This is a genomic window from Streptomyces axinellae, from assembly GCF_039532135.1.
Taxonomy (GTDB): domain Bacteria; phylum Actinomycetota; class Actinomycetes; order Streptomycetales; family Streptomycetaceae; genus Streptomyces; species Streptomyces axinellae.
In genome coordinates this window covers 74369-90928 of record NZ_BAAARJ010000009.1, presented here as the reverse complement: position 1 = coordinate 90928, position 16560 = coordinate 74369, and the positions used below count along the sequence as shown (strand labels likewise).

The window sequence follows — 16560 nt, the reverse complement described above, 5'->3', positions numbered from 1 at the left end:
GTCCACGGTATACCCCCTGTGGGTATGCGACCAACCCCGTGGCCGGGGCTCGGCTTCACGTGAGGAAAGGCAGCACGTGGAGGAAGGCAGGTGGTCGGCATGCAGGGCGCGCTGTGGGCCGCGTACGCGCTGCTGATGCTCACCACACTGCCGCCGCTCGTGCCCAACTCCGCGCTCATCGCGACCGCCGGGGCACTCGCCGCGACCGGCCGCCTCTCCCTCCCGCTGGTGCTGCTCGTCGTGGCGGGCAGCGCGCTGGTGGGGGACATGGCAATCCACTGGCTGGGGCGGCGCACGGGGCCCAGGACGCGCGCCTGGCTCTCGTCGAGCCCCCGGCGCAAAGCGGCACTCGACTGGACGGCGGCGCGCGTGTGGCGGCACGGAGTGCCGTTCGTCATCGTCATCCGCTTCCTGCCCAGCGGCAGGGTCGCCGGAGGGCTGGCGACCGGCACCGTCGGCTACCCGGCGCGCCGCTTCCTGCTCGGCGCCGGAGTCGCGGAACTGCTCTGGGCGGGCTACTCGGTCGGCCTCGGCTACTGGGGCGGGCTCATCCTGGCCGGGACACTGTCGGGCGCGCTGGCCGGGCTGGGCGCCTCGCTGCTGGTGGCGGGTGGGGCCATGGGGGTGCAGTGGGTGATGCGTCACCGGACGCGAACGCGGACACGGACAGCGCCGGGGGCGGGCGCGGGAACGGAACCCGGCTCGGAAGAGGGGCGGGGAACAGCGGAAGCGGCGGACCCCCTCCCGGCGCGTGTACGTGTGCGCGTGCCGGCGCCCGCCCGTCGGCGCGCGGGCGAGAGCGATGAGAGCGATGAGGGTGACGAGAGCGACGAGGGTGAAGGGCCCCGGTCGGCGTCCGTGGGGGCGCCGGCCGGGGCCCGGGGCGGTCATCGGGGGAGCGGGGGGTGAGGGGAAGCGAAGGGCTGCGGCGGAGGGGGAGCGTGGGCCCACCACCGCCGGGGCGGCCTCATTGGCCGCCGCCGCGGTGTCCGGGCCTGCGGGTGACCCAGTCCCGGATGGTGTCGGCGAACCAGTAGGGCTTTCCGGCCTCCACGAGGTCGGAAGGGGGTAGGAGGCCGTGCTTGCGGTAGGAGCGCACGGTGTCCGGCTGGACGCCGATGTGCGCGGCGATTTCCTTGTACGACCAGAGGCTTCGGTCGGCCATCTCTCGCACCTCCCAGGGGTGGCTGGTGATCACCAGCCTGTGCCGGGTGAACGACGCGGAGTGAGGCCGGACGGAGGCTGTGCGCCGCCTGTGACGGCAGAGCCGTGTAACGGTGACATTGGTGACCGGACCGGAACATGGTGTTCCTGTTGGCCTGTTGGCCTGTTGGCCTGTTGGCCTGTTGGCCTGTTGGCCTGTTGGCCTGTTGGCCTGTTGGCCTGTTGGCCTGTTGGCCTGTTGGCCTGTTGGCCGTTGGTCCGTGCATCCGGTGCCCGCCGCTGACGGGCTGGTGTCCCGTCCGGTGCCGTCCCCTACGCCCCGCAGCCGCGCAGAAAGCGCCGCGTGCGCTCCGCGATGGGCAACGGCTGGTCGGGCGGGCACGGGTACATGTCCTGTTCGACGATGGCGAAGAGATCGACGCCCAGTCCCTGAGCCGCCGTCAGGACCGGCTCCAGCGCGGGCAATCCGCCCGGCGGCTCGCACATCACGCCCTGGCGCACGGCGGGCCCGAACGGCGTTCCGTCGCGGACGACTTCGGCGAGGACGCGCGGGTCCACCTGCTTGAGGTGCAGATAGCCGATCCGCTCGCCGTAGGTCTCGATCAGCTTGACGCTGTCGCCGCCGCAGTAGGCGTAATGGCCGGTGTCCAGGCAGAGGTTGACCAGCGCCGGGTCGGTGGCGTCGAGGAAGCGGGTGACGTGCTCCTCGGTGTCGATGTGGGTGTCGGCGTGCGGGTGGACGGCGATCTCCAGGCCGTAGCGTTCGCGCACCTCGCGTGCCAGCCGCTCTGTGCCCTCAGCGAGGTGGCGCCACTGTTCGGTGGTGAGTTCGGACGGCTCGATGAGCGCGGCGGTCTTGTCGTCGCGCCAGAAGGAGGGGATGACCACGAGGTGTGCCGCGCCCATCGCGCGGGTCAGCGTCGCGACGCGGGAGACCTGTTCCCAGGTCTCGTCCCAGACGGCGGGCCCCTGGTGGAGCGAGGTGAAGACGGTGCCGGCGGAGACCCGGAGGTTCCGGGCGGCGGTCTCGTCGGCGAGGCGGGCGGGGTCGGTCGGGAGGTAGCCGTAGGGGCCCAGCTCGATCCATTGGTACCCGGCCTGGCTCACCTCGTCGAGGAAGCGCTGCCAGGGCACCTGTTCGGGATCCTCGGGAAACCAGACGCCCCAGGAGTCGGGTGCCGAGCCGACCCGGATGCGGTCGAGCGTGCGGCTGGGGCCGGGGGAGGGAGTGCCAGTCATGGGGCGAGCCAAACCGGTGGCGCGCGCCCCGGTCAAGAGTTTGTCAGGACAACATCGTGTCCTGGCGTGCGGCGCTGTTGTGCGCCGTGCGCCGTGCGCCGTGCACCGGGTGTGTGCCGTGCGGGGTGTGCCGAGTGTGCGCCCTGCGCCGTGGTCGGGAGGCGCGCGCGCCCTGCGCCGTGGTCGGGAGGCGCGCGCGCCCTGCGTGGCGTGCCGTCCGTGCGTACCGCGCCCCGCCCGCTGTGGACGTCCGTATGTAAGGACAAAGCGTTGACAGTGGTCAGCCGCCGGACGGACCATGAGTCGGCAAGGCGCGGCCCGCGGGAGGCAGTCGGGCCGGGACGGGGGGCGTGGCCGGCCGACGGAAGAGAGGCACCGGATCCATGAGCGAGCCGCACGACGTGGTCACGATGGGGCGCATCGGGGTCGATATCTACCCTCTTCAGACGGGCGTTCCGCTCCAGCACGTGGAGAGCTTCGGCAAGTTCCTCGGCGGCTCCGCCACCAACGTCGCCGTCGCCGCCGCCCGGCTCGGCCGCTCCAGCGCCGTCATCAGCCGGACCGGTGACGACCCGTTCGGCATCTACTGCCACGAGGCGCTCCGTGGCTTCGGCGTGGACGACCGGTGGGTGACGCCGGTCGGCGCGTATCCGACGCCGGTGACCTTCTGCGAGATCTTCCCGCCCGACGACTTCCCGCTCTACTTCTACCGGCTGCCCAAGGCCCCGGACCTGGAGATCCACGGCGCGGAGCTGGACCTGGCCCGGATCGCCGCCGCGAAGATCTTCTGGATGACGGGCACCGGGCTGTGCGCGGAGCCCAGCCGGAGCGCCACGCTCGGCGCGCTCGCCGCCCGGGACGCCCCGCGAAATGCCGCGCGGGACGCGGTACGTACCGAGGCCGTGGCCACTGTCTTCGACCTCGACTGGCGGCCGATGTTCTGGGATGGGGGCGCGGGTCCGGGCTCGGGCGCAGGCGCCCATGCCGGTGCCGGTGCCGGTGCCGGTGCCGGTGCCGGTGCTGGTGACGGGGACGGCGACGGGGCGTCGTCGCCCGGCGCCGTGGAGGCCGCCAGGCCGTACTACCGCGAGGCGCTCGCGCACGCCACCGTCGCCGTGGGCAACGTCGCGGAGTGCGAGGTCGCGACCGGCGCGCGCGAGCCCCGCGCGTGCGCCGAAGCGCTCTTGGACGCCGGGGTCGAGCTGGCGGTCGTCAAACAGGGGCCCAAGGGCGTGCTCGCGCTCCACCGGGACGGGGCGGTCGCCGAGGTTCCGCCGCACCCGGTCGAGGTCGTCAACGGCCTCGGCGCGGGCGACGCGTTCGGCGGCGCGCTGTGCCACGGGCTGCTGGCCGGCTGGGACCTGGATTACACGATGCGGTACGCCAACGCGGCAGGGGCCCTGGTCGCCTCGCGGCTGGCCTGCTCCTCCGCCATGCCCACGGCGGACGAGGTCGAGGCCCTGCTGCGGGCCTGACCCGGACGCGTGACGATCGTCCGCGCGTGCCACGACAATCCGGATGTGCGACGAGGGTCCGTGCGTGCGGCCCCGGTCCGGTCACGCGGCCCCCGCGGGGTCGCGGCTGCGGTCCCCCCCACCGCGATCACCGCAACCACCGCGATCACCGCAACCACCGCGGTCACCGCGATCGGCCGCGGTCACCGCGATCGCCGCACCGGAGCGGACCGGCACGCCGCGCCTGGCCACCCCCAACATTCCGAAAGCGAGCATGAGTTGAGCAGCAGCAGTGTCACCGTCTCCGAGCTGGCCTCCATACGGGCCCGGCATCCGGAGGCCATCGCGGCGGCCTGGGCACGGCGCGTCCGCCGCCCGCTCCTGGGCGACAGCGGGCGCCTGATGATCGTCGCGGCCGACCATCCGGCGCGCGGCGCGCTGGCCGTCGGCGGCGACAAGCTCGCCATGGCCCACCGCGCCGGACTGCTGGAGCGTCTCACGCTCGCCCTCTCCCGCCCCGGGGTGGACGGCGTGCTGGCCACCGCCGACGTGCTGGAGGACCTGCTGCTGCTGGGCGCGCTGGAGAACAAGGTCGTCCTCGGCTCGATGAACCGGGGCGGGCTGGCCGGAGCCGCCTTCGAACTGGACGACCGCTTCACCGGATACCGCGCGCAGGACATCGAACGGCTGCGCCTGGACGCGGGAAAGCTGCTGCTGCGCATCGACTACGAGGATCCTGGTTCGCTGCGCACGCTGGAGTCGGCGGCCCGCGCCGTGGACGACATGGCGGCGCGCGGGCTGCCCGTCTTCGTCGAGCCGTTCATCTCCCGGCGGGCGATGGGCAAGGCAGGCACGACAGGCGAGGTGGACAAGGCAGGCAAGGCAGATGGGGCGGGCAAGGTGGTCAACGACCTCAGCGCGGAGGCCGTCGCCCGCTCCGTGGCCATAGCCTCCGGGCTCGGCGGCACCTCCGCCTACACCTGGCTCAAGCTGCCGGTCACCGCCGACCCTGAAGACATGGCCCGGGTGTGCGAGACGTCCACGCTGCCGGTCGTCCTGCTCGGCGGCGAGGTCAACGGCGAGCAGGAGGCCGCCTACGAGAAGTGGCGCACGGCGCTGAGCCTGCCGACGGTGCGCGGGCTGGTCGTCGGCCGCTCGCTGCTCTACCCGGCCGACGGCGACGTGCGTGCCGCCGTGGATACGGCCGTCGGACTGCTGTGAGCGTCTCGGCGGTCTCACCCGGGAGGTGTCGGCCTGTCGGCCGGAGAGGCGTCAGCACGTGAAGTACCAAGCTGGGAAAGCTCAGGCTGGAACGTCTGGGAACGTTCAGAAAGGGGCCCGCGCGTGACCACCACCGACTCCGACTCCGACTCCGGTACAGAGCCCGACTCCAGTACAGAGCCCGACTCAGGTACCGAGCCCGACTCCGCCGCCCACTCCCACTCCGTCGCCGACTCCGGCTTCCACCTGCGCACCGGGAGTGCCGCTGCGGGGCCCTACGCCCTGGACATCGACCCCGTACGGGCCGGCTGGGGCTACTCCTCGCTGCGCGTTCTCGAACTGGCGCCCGGTGCGCAGCACCGCTTCGCCACCGGGGAGAGCGAGTGGATCGTGCTGCCGCTCAGCGGGGGCTGCACCGTCGAGGCCGACGGCGAAACCCTCGAACTGCGCGGCAGGCGGAGCGTGTTCAGCGGTGTGAGCGACTTCGCGTATGTGCCGCGCGACGCGGAGGTACGGCTCAGCAGCGCGGGCGGCGGACGGTTCGCGCTCCCGGGCGCGCGCTGCGAGCGGCGGCTGGCGGTGCGCTACGGCGCCGCCGAGGACGTCCCCGTCGAGCTGCGCGGCAGCGGCGCGTGTTCGCGGCAGGTCAACAACTTCGGCGCCGCCCACGTGTTCGAGGCGGACCGGCTCATCGCGGTCGAGGTGCTGACCCCGGGCGGCAACTGGTCCTCCTACCCGCCGCACAAGCACGACGAGTACCGCGAGGGCGCCGAGAGCGAGCTGGAGGAGATCTACTACTTCGAGATCGCCCCCCACGGTGCCACCGAGGGGTTCGGCTACCAGCGGGTGTCTCCCAGTGGTCAGGGCAAGGGCACCGATGTGCTCGCCGAGGTGCGCGGCGGCGATGCGGTGCTCATCCCGGACGGCTGGCACGGCCCCTCCATGGCGGCGCCGGGGCACGACATGTACTACCTGAATGTGATGGCGGGCCCGGGGGTGGATCGCGCGTGGCTTATCTGCGACCATCCTGATCACGCGTGGATCCGTGGTTCCTGGGCCGAAATGGCAGTGGATCCAAGGCTCCCGCTGTACGGGACGAAGGAAATTGAGGGTCCCCAGGGAGTCCAAGGGGCCCACGGGCTCCAGGAGGCGCAGGGAGCCCAGGGGCTCCGGGAAGCCGGGAAAATCCAGCAAGCCGGGGAAGGGGAGGGTGCCAAGTGACCACGGACACCGTCAGGCTCACCACCGCGCAGGCACTCGTCCGTTTCCTGGCCGTCCAGTACACCGAGCGCGACGGCAGGCGGCACCGGCTCATCGACTCCTGCTGGGGCATCTTCGGCCACGGCAACGTCGCGGGCCTCGGCCAGGCGCTGGTGGAGAGCGGCCAGGGGCCCGGCGCGCCGCTCCCCTTCCACCAGGGGCGCAACGAGCAGGCCATGGTGCACGCCGCGGTCGGCTTCGCCCGTCAGCACAACCGGCTGACGGCCCAGGCCGTGACGACCTCCATCGGACCGGGCGCCACCAACTTGGTCACGGGGGCCGCGCTGGCCACCGTCAACCGGCTGCCGGTGCTGCTGCTGCCCGGCGACACCTTCGCGAACCGCGTCCCCGACCCCGTTCTCCAGCAGCTCGAAGTGCCCTGCGCGGGCGATGTCTCCGTCAACGACGCGCTGCGGCCCGTCTCCCGCTACTTCGACCGCGTCACCCGGCCCGAGGCGCTGATCCCCGCCGCGCTCGCCGCGATGCGGGTGCTGGCCGACCCGGCCGAGACCGGCGCCGTCACCCTGGCCCTGCCGCAGGACGTGCAGACCGAGGCGTACGCGTGGCCGGGCGAGTTCTTCGCCGAGCGGGTGTGGCGGGTGGGGCGGCCGGGGCTTGAGGCGGAGGTGCTGGCCCAGGCGGCCGAGGCGGTTCGCGCCGCGCGCCGCCCGCTGCTGGTGGCCGGTGGCGGCGTCCACCACAGCGAGGCCGAGGACGCGCTGCGGGCCCTCGCCGACACGACCGGTATCCCGGTGGCCTCCACCCAGGCGGGCAAGGGCTCGCTCCCCCATGACCACCCCTGTGACGTGGGCGGGCTCGGGCACACCGGAACGGCCGTCGCGGACGAACTCGCCCGCGCCGCCGACCTGGTCATCGGCGTCGGCACTCGCTGGAGCGACTTCACGACCGCCTCCAGCACGCTGTTCGCGGCGCCCGGCGTGCGCTTCGTCAACCTCAACATCACCTCCTTCGACGGCCACAAGCTCGGCGCGCTGCCCGCCCTCGCCGACGCGCGTGCCGGCCTGGAGGCACTGGCCGGGGCCCTGCGCGGCTACCGCGTCTCGCCCGACTACGAGGCCGAGTACGGGCGCGGCAAGGAGAACTGGGAGCGGGTGGTGGCCGAGGCGTTCGCCCCGCACCCGGTGGAGGAGAAGGCCCGCCCCTCCCAGACCCAGGTGCTCGGCGCGCTGGACTCGGTCGTGGACGGGACGGACGTGATCATCAACGCGGCCGGGTCCCTGCCCGGCGACCTGCACAAGCTGTGGCGGGCCCGGTCGGCCCGGCAATACCACCTGGAGTACGGGTACTCGTGCATGGGCTACGAGATCCCGGCCGCCATCGGCGTGCGCATGGCGGCGCCCGAGCGGCCCGTGTGGGCGCTGGTGGGCGACGGCACCTATCTGATGCTGCCCACCGAGATCGTCACGGCGGTCCAGGAGGGCATCAACATCAACGTCGTGCTGGTGCAGAACCACGGCTACGCCTCCATCGGCGGACTGTCCGAGCAGACCGGTGCCGAACGCTTCGGCACGGCCTACCGCTTCCGGGACGCCCAGGGCGGCTACACCGGGGCGCCGCTGCCCGTCGATCTGGCCGCCAACGCGGCGTCGCTCGGCATGGAGGTGCTGCGGGCGACCACGTACGGCGAACTGCGCGAGGCCCTGGCGGCGGCGCGCACCTCCGCCCGCCCCACCTGTGTGTACGTCGAGACCGACACCAGCCCGCCTGTGCCCGCGCCCGGCCCCCAGGCGTGGTGGGACGTGGCCGTCGCCGAGACCTCGGGCCGCGCGGCGGCCCGCGCGGCCCGGGAGGAGTACGAGCGCCGACGTGCCCAGCAGCGGCGGCACTTGTGAGCTTCCCCGGACCGTTCGCCCCGATCTCCCAGGTCACCCCGATCGCCCCGGCCGCCGCCGGGACCCGCACGCCTCACGAAAGGTCCGCACCATGAAGACCCTCGGCCACTGGATCGGCGGCAAGCCCGTCGAGTCCGTCTCCGGCTCCTTCGGGCCGGTCTACAACCCGGCGACCGGCGCCCAGCCCACCCAGGTCTCCCTCGCCTCCGTCGAGGAGGTGGACGCGGCGGTCGCGGCGGCCAAGGACGCGTACGCGAGCTGGTCGCAGTCCTCGCTGGCCACGCGCACCGCCTTCTTGTTCAAGTACCGCGCGCTGCTGGACGCGCGGCGCGACGAGATCGCCGCGCTGATCACGGCCGAGCACGGCAAGGTGCACTCCGACGCGCTCGGTGAGGTCGCGCGCGGCATGGAGATCGTGGAACTGGCCTGCGGGATCCCCGAGAAGCTCAAGGGCGAGCTGTCCACCCAGGTCTCCACCCGGGTGGACGTCTCATCCATCCGGCAGGCGGTCGGCGTGGTGGCGGGCATCACGCCGTTCAACTTCCCCGCCATGGTGCCGATGTGGATGTTCCCGCTGGCGATCGCCTGCGGCAACACCTTCGTCCTCAAGCCCAGCGAGAAGGACCCCTCGGCCGCGTACCGCCTCGCGGAGATCGCCACCGAGGCCGGCCTGCCCGAGGGCGTACTCAACGTCGTCAACGGCGACAAGCCGGCCGTTGACCGGCTGCTGTCCCACCCGGACGTGGCCGCCGTCTCCTTCGTCGGCTCCACCCCCATCGCGCGGCACATCCAGGCCGAGGCCACCGCGCACGGCAAGCGCGTGCAGGCCCTCGGCGGCGCGAAGAACCACATGATGGTGCTCCCCGACGCCGACTTGGACCACGCGGCGGACAACGCCATCAACGCCGCCTACGGCTCGGCCGGTGAGCGCTGCATGGCCGTCTCCGTCGTCGTCGCCGTCGGCGGGATCGGCGACGAACTGGTCGCCAGGATCGCCGAGCGGGCCGGCAAGCTGCGGATCGGCCCCGGCGACGACCCGGCCAGCGAGATGGGCCCCCTGATCACCCGCGAGCACCGCGACAAGGTCGCCTCCTACGTCACCGGAGCCGCGGCGCAGGGCGCCGAGGTCGTGGTGGACGGCACCGGTTTCACGGTGGCGGGTCACGAGGACGGCTTCTTCACCGGCGTCTCGCTGCTCGACAAGGTCAAGCCCGGGATGGCCGCCTACGACGACGAGATCTTCGGGCCCGTGCTGTGCGTGGTGCGCGCGGAGACGTACGACGAGGGCATCGCGCTCATCAACTCCAGCAAGTGGGGCAACGGCACCGCCGTCTTCACCCGGGACGGCGGCGCGGCCCGGCGCTTCCAGCTGGAGGTCGAGGCGGGCATGGTCGGCGTCAACGTGCCGATCCCCGTCCCCGTCGGCTACCACTCCTTCGGCGGCTGGAAGCAGAGCCTCTTCGGGGACCTGCACATCTACGGCAACGACGGTGTGGCCTTCTACACCCGCGGTAAGGTCATCACCACCCGCTGGCCCGACCCGGCCGACGCCGGGGGCATCAACCTCGGTTTCCCGACGTCGGCGTAGCGCGTTCCGCGCGTTCCGCGCGGTTCCTGGCGACTCGCTGTTCCGCCCCCGGTCCGCGCATGTGCACGCGCGGACCGGGGGCGGGGGCCCGCTTCAGCGGCTGGACGACCTGCGCGGCGCGGGGGAGGGGGAGCCGTGGGTGCGGTCGCCGGGTGGCCTCGTGCCCCTGGTGTTCCCCGGGCCCGACGGGGTGGGCAGCGCCCTGGCCGAACTGCGGACGGCTTCGGCTATGCCCGACTGCTGCGCCGACGGCTGCGCCCGCTGTGCCGACTGGGCTGACCGGGGCTGCTGTTCGGGCCGGTTCAGCCAGGTGACCAGGCGCTCGCGGAAGATGCTCTCGCGGTTGTGCTGCACCCTTCGCGCCAGCTCCTCCTGTATCGGACCGAGTTGCTCTCTGCCGGATTCGGCGACGGAAGCCAGGGCGGCAACGCCGGCGAGTTCCTCCATCGAATCGGAACGGGGAGAGTTCTGTACCGTGTCGTCAAGTGCTTCCACGAAGTTGCTCAGCTCGCGTTTGTCTTTGAACAGATGCCGCGCACCGTCCACCTGCTTTGACAGTTCATTCCCATTCAGCGCCCCAGCCAATTCCAATGGCGGCGCCTTCTCGCCGGCCAGGGCATGAGCCGACGCCGTCGCCCACACGAAAGCTCTGCTTTCCACCAGATGTTGGTCGGCGAGCCAACTCCGCATACGGTCATTGACTCCCACGAAGACGGCCTGGACCTGCTCGCTCTCGGGCAGGTTCCGGTCCCGCACGCTCTCGACCGACTCTCCGCGGACCCTCCTGGTGGTCAGGTAGAAGTCGGTTTCGAACTGCGTGGGAAACGTCCCGCGGCCCCGCTGGAATCTGTCTTCCAGCCTGCTGTGCAGCTCGCTGTCCAGATCGTCGTACGCTTTACGTTCGACGATGTCCGATGCGCGCTTCATCTCCTCCCTGAATATTTCCACGGCCGCAGCTGATTTTCGCTCGGGCGGCACACCGTCGGAAAGTATCTTCCTGACGGTCAGCAGCGCCTGGTATGTATCGACCAGAAGCCTGACTTCATGGTGGCTAGGGGTGATTTCCGGCACAATATTCCTCTCGACAGCCGATGTTCCGGTTCATAAAACGCTCGTCAACACCGGCCGGTTCACAGTGAGTTGACGCGCTTCGCGGCCGCTTTGCCGCAGCCGATGGCGAGGCGCCCCCGTGGTCACCGGCAATTCCCCCCGCCCACGGACGTATCGGAACCCTGGCCGGGATCACCGTTTCGATAGGCTCGGGCACATGCTCGGGTACTTGAAGGCCGCACCGCTGCACTGGCTCCGGGCGCTCAAGGAGACGGCGCAGTCGGGGCTCAGTGTGGAGCGGGCCTCGCTGACGCCGCTGATAGCGGTGCGCGGGGCGTGCGGGGTGGCGCTCGTGGTCGGGTTCGCGCTGCTGGTCGGCTCCCCGCAGCTCGCCGTATCCAGCGCGTTCGGCGCCTTCGCCTCCGGCATCGCCACCTTCCAGCGCAGCTGGCGCCCCCGGCCCGTACTGGCGCTCGCCGCGGCGGCCGGGCTGGCCCTCTCCACCTTCCTCGGCTACCTGGTGGCCGCATGGCCCCCGGCGTTCGTGCTGCTGCTGGCCGTATGGGCGTTCCTGGCCGGCATGGCCTGGTCGATGGGGCCCACTTCGGGCGTGGTCGCGGCCTTCAACGTCTCTGTGATGCTGATCACCGTCACCCTGCCGACGAGTGTCCTGGGCGCGCTCAGCCATGCCGCGCTCATCGCCGTCGGCGGGATCGTGCAGGCGGCGTTGATCGTGCTGTTTCCCATCCGCCCCTGGGGCGAGCGGCGCGACACCCTCGCGGACGCGCTCGCCGCCGTCGCCGACTACGCGCGCCGGCTGCGGCACGACCCCATGGCCCCCTTCGACCCCGAACCGCTGATCGAGGCCCGCAGCGCCGCCGCCGTCACCCCGCGTCAGGCCCGGCGCAGGCCCCGGCAGTTGCGGGGCTACCGTGCGATGGCCGAGCGCTTCCGGCCCGTCCTCGCCTCGCTCGCCGACCCCGTCGTCGGCGGTGCCCCGCTGGTGGGGCCCGAGCGCGACCGCGTACGCGAACTGCTGTCCGCCGCCGCCACTGTTCTGGACGCCACCGCGCGCGCCATCCGCCGGGGCGAGCGCGTCCGTCTGCCCGACCAGGCGCTGGACGTCCTCCAGGTCCCCAAGGAAGGCCCGGTCCTCTCGGGTCCCGCGCGCCGCGCCGGACTGCGGCTGATCGCGCTCACCGACGACGCCGTGGAGGCCGCCCAGGAACCCGTCGAGGTCACCCGGCACGGACTGCTGGCCCGGGTGACCTGGCACGTCGCCGACCGCGAGGGCCACCGCCCCGGATTCCCCGGCCACAAACCGCTGGTGGGCGCCAGCCTGGACGGCCCCTACGGCCCCGACCCCGAGGAAGAGGCCGCCGAGGAGGCGGCCAAGGCCGAACAGGAGGAGAAGGCGAAGGCCGCCGGGGGGAAGCACACCCCCGCCGCCGGGCACGCCCTCGCCCGCGAGCGCCATCTGCACATGCCCACCCTCGCGGCGATGGTGCCCGTGGCGATGCGGGCCTTCCGCCGCGAAACGCACTGGAAGTCGCCCATCCTGCGGCACGCGCTGCGCGTCAGCGCCGTGGCCTCGGTCGGCTATGTGCTGGGCAAGTCGCTGCCGCCCTCGCACGGGTACTGGGTGCCGCTGACCGCGGTCGTCGTCCTGCGGCCCGACTTCTCCCGCACCTACGAGCGGGGCGTCGGCCGTTTCGTCGGCACGCTCATCGGCGTCGGTGTCGCGGGCACGGTGATGGCACTGGCCCACCCGGGCCCCTATCTGAACGCGGCGCTGGCCGTGGTGAGCGTCGGCTTCATGTATCTGCTGATGCGCACCGGATACGCCATCGCGCAGATCTGCACCGGCTCCTACGTCGTCTTCCTGCTCGGCATCCTGGGCGCCCAGTGGGCCGAAACCGCCTTCGAACGCGTATGGCTCACCGCGCTCGGCGGGGTACTCGCGATGATCAGCTACGCACTCTTCCCCGCCTGGGAGACCCCGCTGCTGCGCGACCGGCTCGCCGACTGGCTGGCGGCGACGGGCCGTTACGCCATCGCCGTACTGGACGCCTTCGCACAGCCCGACGCGCGCACCCCCCGCCAGGTGCGCGAGGCCCTTCTGGACACGCGGGCCGCGCGCATGGAGTGGGAGCAGACCGTCAGCCGCGCGGAGGCCGAACCCGTACGGCACCGGGGCCGCCTGTCGCCCCGCTCGGTGGCCGACGCGCAGTCCGCGCTGGTCACCATGGGGCGCGCCACGATGCTCCTGGAAGCCCACATTCCCGACCGGGACGCGCAGCCCTCGCCGGGCGCGGGGGAGTTCTCCGCCGCGCTCGCCCCCGCCGTCTCCCACGCGGTCGAAGCGATCCGCGAGAGCGCTCCGCTGGAGTGGGGGAGCGTGCACGAGGCCCTGTCCAACTGGTGGGACCAGGCCGACGACCCGCCCCCCGTGGACCTGCGCACGGCGGAACTCCTCACGGACGCGCTGGACGACCTGGCCGAGGCCGCCGACCCGAAGAAGGGCGAGTCCCGGCCGGACCGGGACGCGGACCGGGATGCCGATCCGGATGCCGAACGGGATGAGGATGAGGGCCCGGGCCTCGGCGAGGCGGGGCGGTAAGCGGGCGCGGTTCGCGGCGGGTGCGATGGGCGCGGCCCCGCCCTTCATCAGGGGCGCTCGGCCGGGTGTTGGACCACTTGGGGCCGGGGCGGTACGCGAGGAGGCACGCGGCGCAGCTGGTGGCCGTAGCGGTAGATCATGACGGGCGGCGACCCGTCCGCCATCTCCACCATGATCCGGTAGATGAAGGGCGCCGGACCGGTCACCTGCACCACCGTTCCCGCCTTGCCGGTCTTCTCGTCGCGCACGCTCTCGCCCTCGGTCCACATGTCAGACACTCCGCGGCCCACGCGCTTCGTCGCCGTGCCGGCGCCGCAGGTGAGCGCCGTAGAGCGCCTCCAGATCGGCGCGGGGCCGCGGGTCCCCCGCAGCGCGGTTGATCTGCACGCGGTACCAGTCACAGTCCAGGCACGCCCCGCGCGCCAGCCGCGCCTGGAGCGTTTCGAGTGTCCGGCGCGTTTGCGGCGTGCGCGGCGTCTGCCGCGTCTGGTGTGGACGGTCCGCCGGCGCGTCGTCGTCTGTCCGCTCGTGGCCCATAGTTGTCCCTCACTGCTCGGTTCACTGCTTCTCGGCATCAAGGGTGGGTGACTGGAAGTAGTCTCAACAGCACCGACAGCATTAGTGGTTGAGAAGTAATAAGCCGAGGTGAGCCCATGGCCAACGGTCAGCTCGACCCGTCAACGAGCATGGCGGCACTGTTCGGAGTCCATCTCAAACGACTCCGCGAACTGCGCGGCTGGAGCCAGCAGGAGCTGGGCCGCAAGGTGTTCGTCAGCCAGTCGCGCGTGGCACAGCTGGAGCGGGCGTCGGGCGCCCGCCCGACGTTGGACCTCACGCGGGACCTTGACGCCGTACTCGGCGCGGGCGGCCTGCTCATTGATCTGTGGCCGCATGTCTACCGGGAGAGCTTTCCGGATTGGGCACGGCGGTTCATGGACCTCGCCGGGAAGGCGCTGGTTATCCGGGAGTACGCCTCGCAAGCGGTGCCTGGGCTTCTCCAGACGGAACCGTACGCCAGAGCGGTGCTGCGCGTCGGGCGTACGGTGACGAATCCGGAGGTGCTCGAAGAGCGTGTCGCACTCCGCATGGCGCGACAGAAGCGGCTCCAGGAGTCCGATGCTCCCACGCTCCATGTGGTGCTTGACGAGTCCGTTCTCGCACGGCGGGTGGGCGGCGAGAGCACGATGCGCGAGCAGCTCTTGAGGCTGAGGCGGACGTGTGACCAACACAGCATTCAGGTTCTTCCGTTCGAATCCGGGGCGCATCCGATGCTGGGCGGGTCGCTCACCGTTCTGACCATGCCCGACGGTTCCGAAGTGGCGTATGCCGAGGGGGCTGACCAGGGGCAGCTGTTTGAAGAACCGGGCGATGTCGCGTTGTGCGTTCGGGCTTACGATCAGTTGCGCGCGGACTCGCTGCCCAAGGTGATGTCCGCGCGGATGATCTCCGACGCAGTGGAGGGCTATAGCCATGGTGGATCTGACCGGCGCGCGGTGGCGCGCAAGCAGCTACAGCAACCCGGAGGGCGGCAACTGCGTCGAGGTTGCGGACGGGTTCCCCGGCGTCGTCCCGGTGCGTGACAGCAAGGACCCGTCCCGCGCGCAGTTGTTGTTTTCGGCGGCGTCCTGGGAAGCCTTCGTTGACGTGGTGAAGAGTGACTGACTCAGCGGAGGGCTACAGTCATGGTGGATGTGACCGGCGCGCGGTGGCGCGCGAGTAGCTACAGCAATCAGGAGGGCGGCAACTGCGTCGAGGTGGCGGACGGGTTCCCCGGCGTCGTCCCGGTGCGTGACAGCAAGGATCCTTCTCGTGAGCAGCTGTTGTTTCCGGCGGTGTCCTGGGGAGTCTTCGTTGACGCGCTGAAGGGCGACTGACTCTGCGGAGGGCTATGGCCATGGTCGATCTGACCGGCGCGCGTTGGCGCGCAAGCAGCTACAGCAATCAGGAGGGCGGGGATTGCGTCGAGGTGGCGGACGGTTTCCCCGGCGTCGTCCCGGTGCGTGACAGCAAGGACCCGTCCCGCGCGCAGTTGTTGTTTTCGGCGGCGTCCTGGGAAGCCTTCGTTGACGTGGTGAAGGGCGACTGACTCACAAAGAGTGCGGAGCGCCGACGAGAGGCTCCTGCGCGCAGGCGGGTTGAGGGTGCACACATCCCACGCCAGCGGCGCAGGAGCCTTTTCCTGTGGGGCGTCAGCCCCTCCTCATCGGCCCCTGGACGGCGAAGCGCCCTTGCGCTGCTGGGTCGTTGCGGCGGGCGTGCCGGGACGGGAGCTGTAAGGGGGCGGGCCGGGAGGCGGAGCGTAGGAGTAGCCCTGCGGGTTGTACTGCCTCGCGTTGGGGACGGGAGCCTGCTGTGTCGGGTGCTGTGTCGGCTGCTGATACGCGGCCTGCGGCGCCTGGCCCTGCGACTGGGCGCGTGCCTCCTCCGCGGCTATCTCCTGAAGGAGCTTGACGTGGACCGAGAGCGGTTGTTCCTGTAGCCACTGCTCGGATACCCGTTGGAGATCGCGTTCCTGCTGAGGAGTGGGCCGCGGAGGCGCGAAGTGCTGGGCAGCGGGCTGCTGGAAGGCGGTTTGGTGGAAGTCGCGTGGCTGAAGGTGTGCCGCGTTCTGCTGGGCCATCGACTGCTGCATGTTCTGTGCGTGCGGGTACGCCCGGGGGTCCATACCGGGGGCGGCTCCGGGCATCCAGTTCTGCCCCATCTGCGCCGACTGGCCCCTCTGCGTCTGCGGCGTCTGTGAGGCGAACCCGGCAGCCGCCGCCCTCTTCTCGTCCCCACGGGCCTGGATGTACATGACGACACCGGTGACGACCATCGCGGCACCGACCGCAGGCGCCAGTCCGGTGGCCGCCAGCACTGTCGCCACCGCGACCCCGCCTACGGCCAGGGCCGCACCCATCACCTTCCTGCCGCGCGGCGTCTGGATGGCGCGCGAAGCGCTCGACATCAGGGAGCGGGTGCCTCTGGCGGCGCGACGCAGCCTTCCGTCTCGGTCCTGTTTCGAGGGGTCGGCCTCCGGGCGGGGCTTCTGGAGTCTTCTCCGCTCGCGCTGTTGCGTCTTCTTCTCGTCGCCCCGGTCCACATCGGCCACGGCCCACTCCTGTCCTGCCG

15 protein-coding genes and 1 pseudogene are annotated in these 16560 nt (G+C 71.6%); 11 read left to right on the top strand and 5 right to left on the bottom strand.

Annotated features, from left to right (window positions below):
* Positions 1–99 precede the first annotated feature (99 nt).
* On the top strand, positions 100–909 hold the full coding sequence (locus tag ABD339_RS15325) for a DedA family protein (protein WP_344566651.1): 810 nt from the start codon (positions 100–102) through the stop codon (positions 907–909).
* A 58-nt stretch (positions 910–967) separates the two neighbouring features.
* On the opposite strand, the gene ABD339_RS15320 is transcribed toward ABD339_RS15325, so the two are convergent.
* Together ABD339_RS15320 and ABD339_RS15315 are read right to left on the bottom strand one after the other, a co-directional pair.
* Entirely contained in the window at positions 968–1165 is a 198-nt protein-coding gene (locus tag ABD339_RS15320) for a MerR family transcriptional regulator (RefSeq protein WP_344566290.1), read from the bottom strand.
* A gap of 311 nt (positions 1166–1476) precedes the next feature.
* Positions 1477–2403: a sugar phosphate isomerase/epimerase family protein gene (locus ABD339_RS15315; protein WP_344566289.1), complete on the bottom strand. Its 927-nt coding sequence runs from the start codon at positions 2401–2403 to the stop codon at positions 1477–1479.
* A 383-nt stretch (positions 2404–2786) separates the two neighbouring features.
* On the opposite strand from ABD339_RS15315, the gene iolC reads away from it, so the two are divergent.
* The 5 genes from iolC to ABD339_RS15290 all read left to right on the top strand — a co-directional run bounded on the left by iolC (position 2787) and on the right by ABD339_RS15290 (position 9779).
* The gene (iolC, locus tag ABD339_RS15310) at positions 2787–3878 is read left to right on the top strand and encodes a 5-dehydro-2-deoxygluconokinase (RefSeq protein ID WP_344566288.1); all 1092 of its coding nucleotides are present in this window, start codon (positions 2787–2789) and stop codon (positions 3876–3878) included.
* Between the two features lie 258 nt (positions 3879–4136).
* Positions 4137–5078, top strand: a complete 942-nt coding sequence (locus tag ABD339_RS15305; protein ID WP_344566287.1) for a Cgl0159 family (beta/alpha)8-fold protein — start codon at positions 4137–4139, stop codon at positions 5076–5078.
* 246 nt (positions 5079–5324) lie between these two features.
* Positions 5325–6299 (top strand): 5-deoxy-glucuronate isomerase, encoded by a 975-nt coding sequence (gene iolB / locus ABD339_RS15300; RefSeq protein WP_344566649.1) that lies wholly within the window; start codon positions 5325–5327, stop codon positions 6297–6299.
* Entirely contained in the window at positions 6296–8191 is a 1896-nt protein-coding gene (iolD, locus tag ABD339_RS15295; protein WP_344566286.1) for a 3D-(3,5/4)-trihydroxycyclohexane-1,2-dione acylhydrolase (decyclizing), read from the top strand. Before iolB ends, iolD begins: the two co-directional genes overlap by 4 nt.
* Positions 8192–8282: 91 nt before the next feature.
* Complete coding sequence (locus tag ABD339_RS15290) at positions 8283–9779, top strand: CoA-acylating methylmalonate-semialdehyde dehydrogenase (protein ID WP_344566285.1); 1497 nt, start codon at positions 8283–8285, stop codon at positions 9777–9779.
* A 93-nt stretch (positions 9780–9872) separates the two neighbouring features.
* On the opposite strand, the gene ABD339_RS15285 is transcribed toward ABD339_RS15290, so the two are convergent.
* Positions 9873–10850 (bottom strand): hypothetical protein, encoded by a 978-nt coding sequence (locus ABD339_RS15285; protein WP_344566284.1) that lies wholly within the window; start codon positions 10848–10850, stop codon positions 9873–9875.
* Positions 10851–11046: 196 nt separating this feature from the next.
* Here ABD339_RS15285 and ABD339_RS15280 point away from each other — a divergent pair, with 196 nt between their 5' ends.
* Complete coding sequence (locus tag ABD339_RS15280) at positions 11047–13449, top strand: FUSC family protein (RefSeq protein WP_344566282.1); 2403 nt, start codon at positions 11047–11049, stop codon at positions 13447–13449.
* 47 nt (positions 13450–13496) lie between these two features.
* Here ABD339_RS15280 and ABD339_RS15275 read toward each other — a convergent pair whose 3' ends face one another.
* Positions 13497–13718 (bottom strand): hypothetical protein, encoded by a 222-nt coding sequence (locus ABD339_RS15275; RefSeq protein WP_344566280.1) that lies wholly within the window; start codon positions 13716–13718, stop codon positions 13497–13499.
* A gap of 384 nt (positions 13719–14102) precedes the next feature.
* On the opposite strand from ABD339_RS15275, the gene ABD339_RS15270 reads away from it, so the two are divergent.
* From ABD339_RS15270 to ABD339_RS15255, 4 genes and pseudogenes are all read left to right on the top strand, one after another.
* Complete coding sequence (locus ABD339_RS15270) at positions 14103–15029, top strand: helix-turn-helix domain-containing protein (protein WP_344566278.1); 927 nt, start codon at positions 14103–14105, stop codon at positions 15027–15029.
* Positions 14998–15111 (top strand): annotated as a pseudogene (locus ABD339_RS15265) (DUF397 domain-containing protein); the annotation flags it as partial. The gene ABD339_RS15270 and the pseudogene ABD339_RS15265, both read left to right, overlap by 32 nt.
* A 20-nt stretch (positions 15112–15131) precedes the next feature.
* The gene (locus ABD339_RS15260; RefSeq protein ID WP_344566276.1) at positions 15132–15323 is read left to right on the top strand and encodes a DUF397 domain-containing protein; all 192 of its coding nucleotides are present in this window, start codon (positions 15132–15134) and stop codon (positions 15321–15323) included.
* Between the two features lie 14 nt (positions 15324–15337).
* Complete coding sequence (locus tag ABD339_RS15255) at positions 15338–15535, top strand: DUF397 domain-containing protein (RefSeq protein WP_344566274.1); 198 nt, start codon at positions 15338–15340, stop codon at positions 15533–15535.
* A gap of 114 nt (positions 15536–15649) precedes the next feature.
* Here ABD339_RS15255 and ABD339_RS15250 read toward each other — a convergent pair whose 3' ends face one another.
* Positions 15650–16540: a hypothetical protein gene (locus ABD339_RS15250; protein ID WP_344566272.1), complete on the bottom strand. Its 891-nt coding sequence runs from the start codon at positions 16538–16540 to the stop codon at positions 15650–15652.
* Between the last annotated feature and the right edge of the window lie 20 nt (positions 16541–16560).

Coding starts and splice junctions, on each gene's coding strand:
- ABD339_RS15260 (WP_344566276.1), top strand. CDS start 15,132: ATGGTGGATGTGACCGGCGCGCGGTGGCGCGCGAGTAGCTACAGCAAT.
- ABD339_RS15255 (WP_344566274.1), top strand. CDS start 15,338: ATGGCCATGGTCGATCTGACCGGCGCGCGTTGGCGCGCAAGCAGCTAC.
- ABD339_RS15315 (WP_344566289.1), bottom strand. CDS start 2,403: ATGACTGGCACTCCCTCCCCCGGCCCCAGCCGCACGCTCGACCGCATC.
- ABD339_RS15280 (WP_344566282.1), top strand. CDS start 11,047: ATGCTCGGGTACTTGAAGGCCGCACCGCTGCACTGGCTCCGGGCGCTC.
- ABD339_RS15325 (WP_344566651.1), top strand. CDS start 100: ATGCAGGGCGCGCTGTGGGCCGCGTACGCGCTGCTGATGCTCACCACA.
- ABD339_RS15320 (WP_344566290.1), bottom strand. CDS start 1,165: ATGGCCGACCGAAGCCTCTGGTCGTACAAGGAAATCGCCGCGCACATC.
- ABD339_RS15275 (WP_344566280.1), bottom strand. CDS start 13,718: ATGTGGACCGAGGGCGAGAGCGTGCGCGACGAGAAGACCGGCAAGGCG.
- ABD339_RS15290 (WP_344566285.1), top strand. CDS start 8,283: ATGAAGACCCTCGGCCACTGGATCGGCGGCAAGCCCGTCGAGTCCGTC.
- ABD339_RS15270 (WP_344566278.1), top strand. CDS start 14,103: ATGGCCAACGGTCAGCTCGACCCGTCAACGAGCATGGCGGCACTGTTC.
- iolC (WP_344566288.1), top strand. CDS start 2,787: ATGAGCGAGCCGCACGACGTGGTCACGATGGGGCGCATCGGGGTCGAT.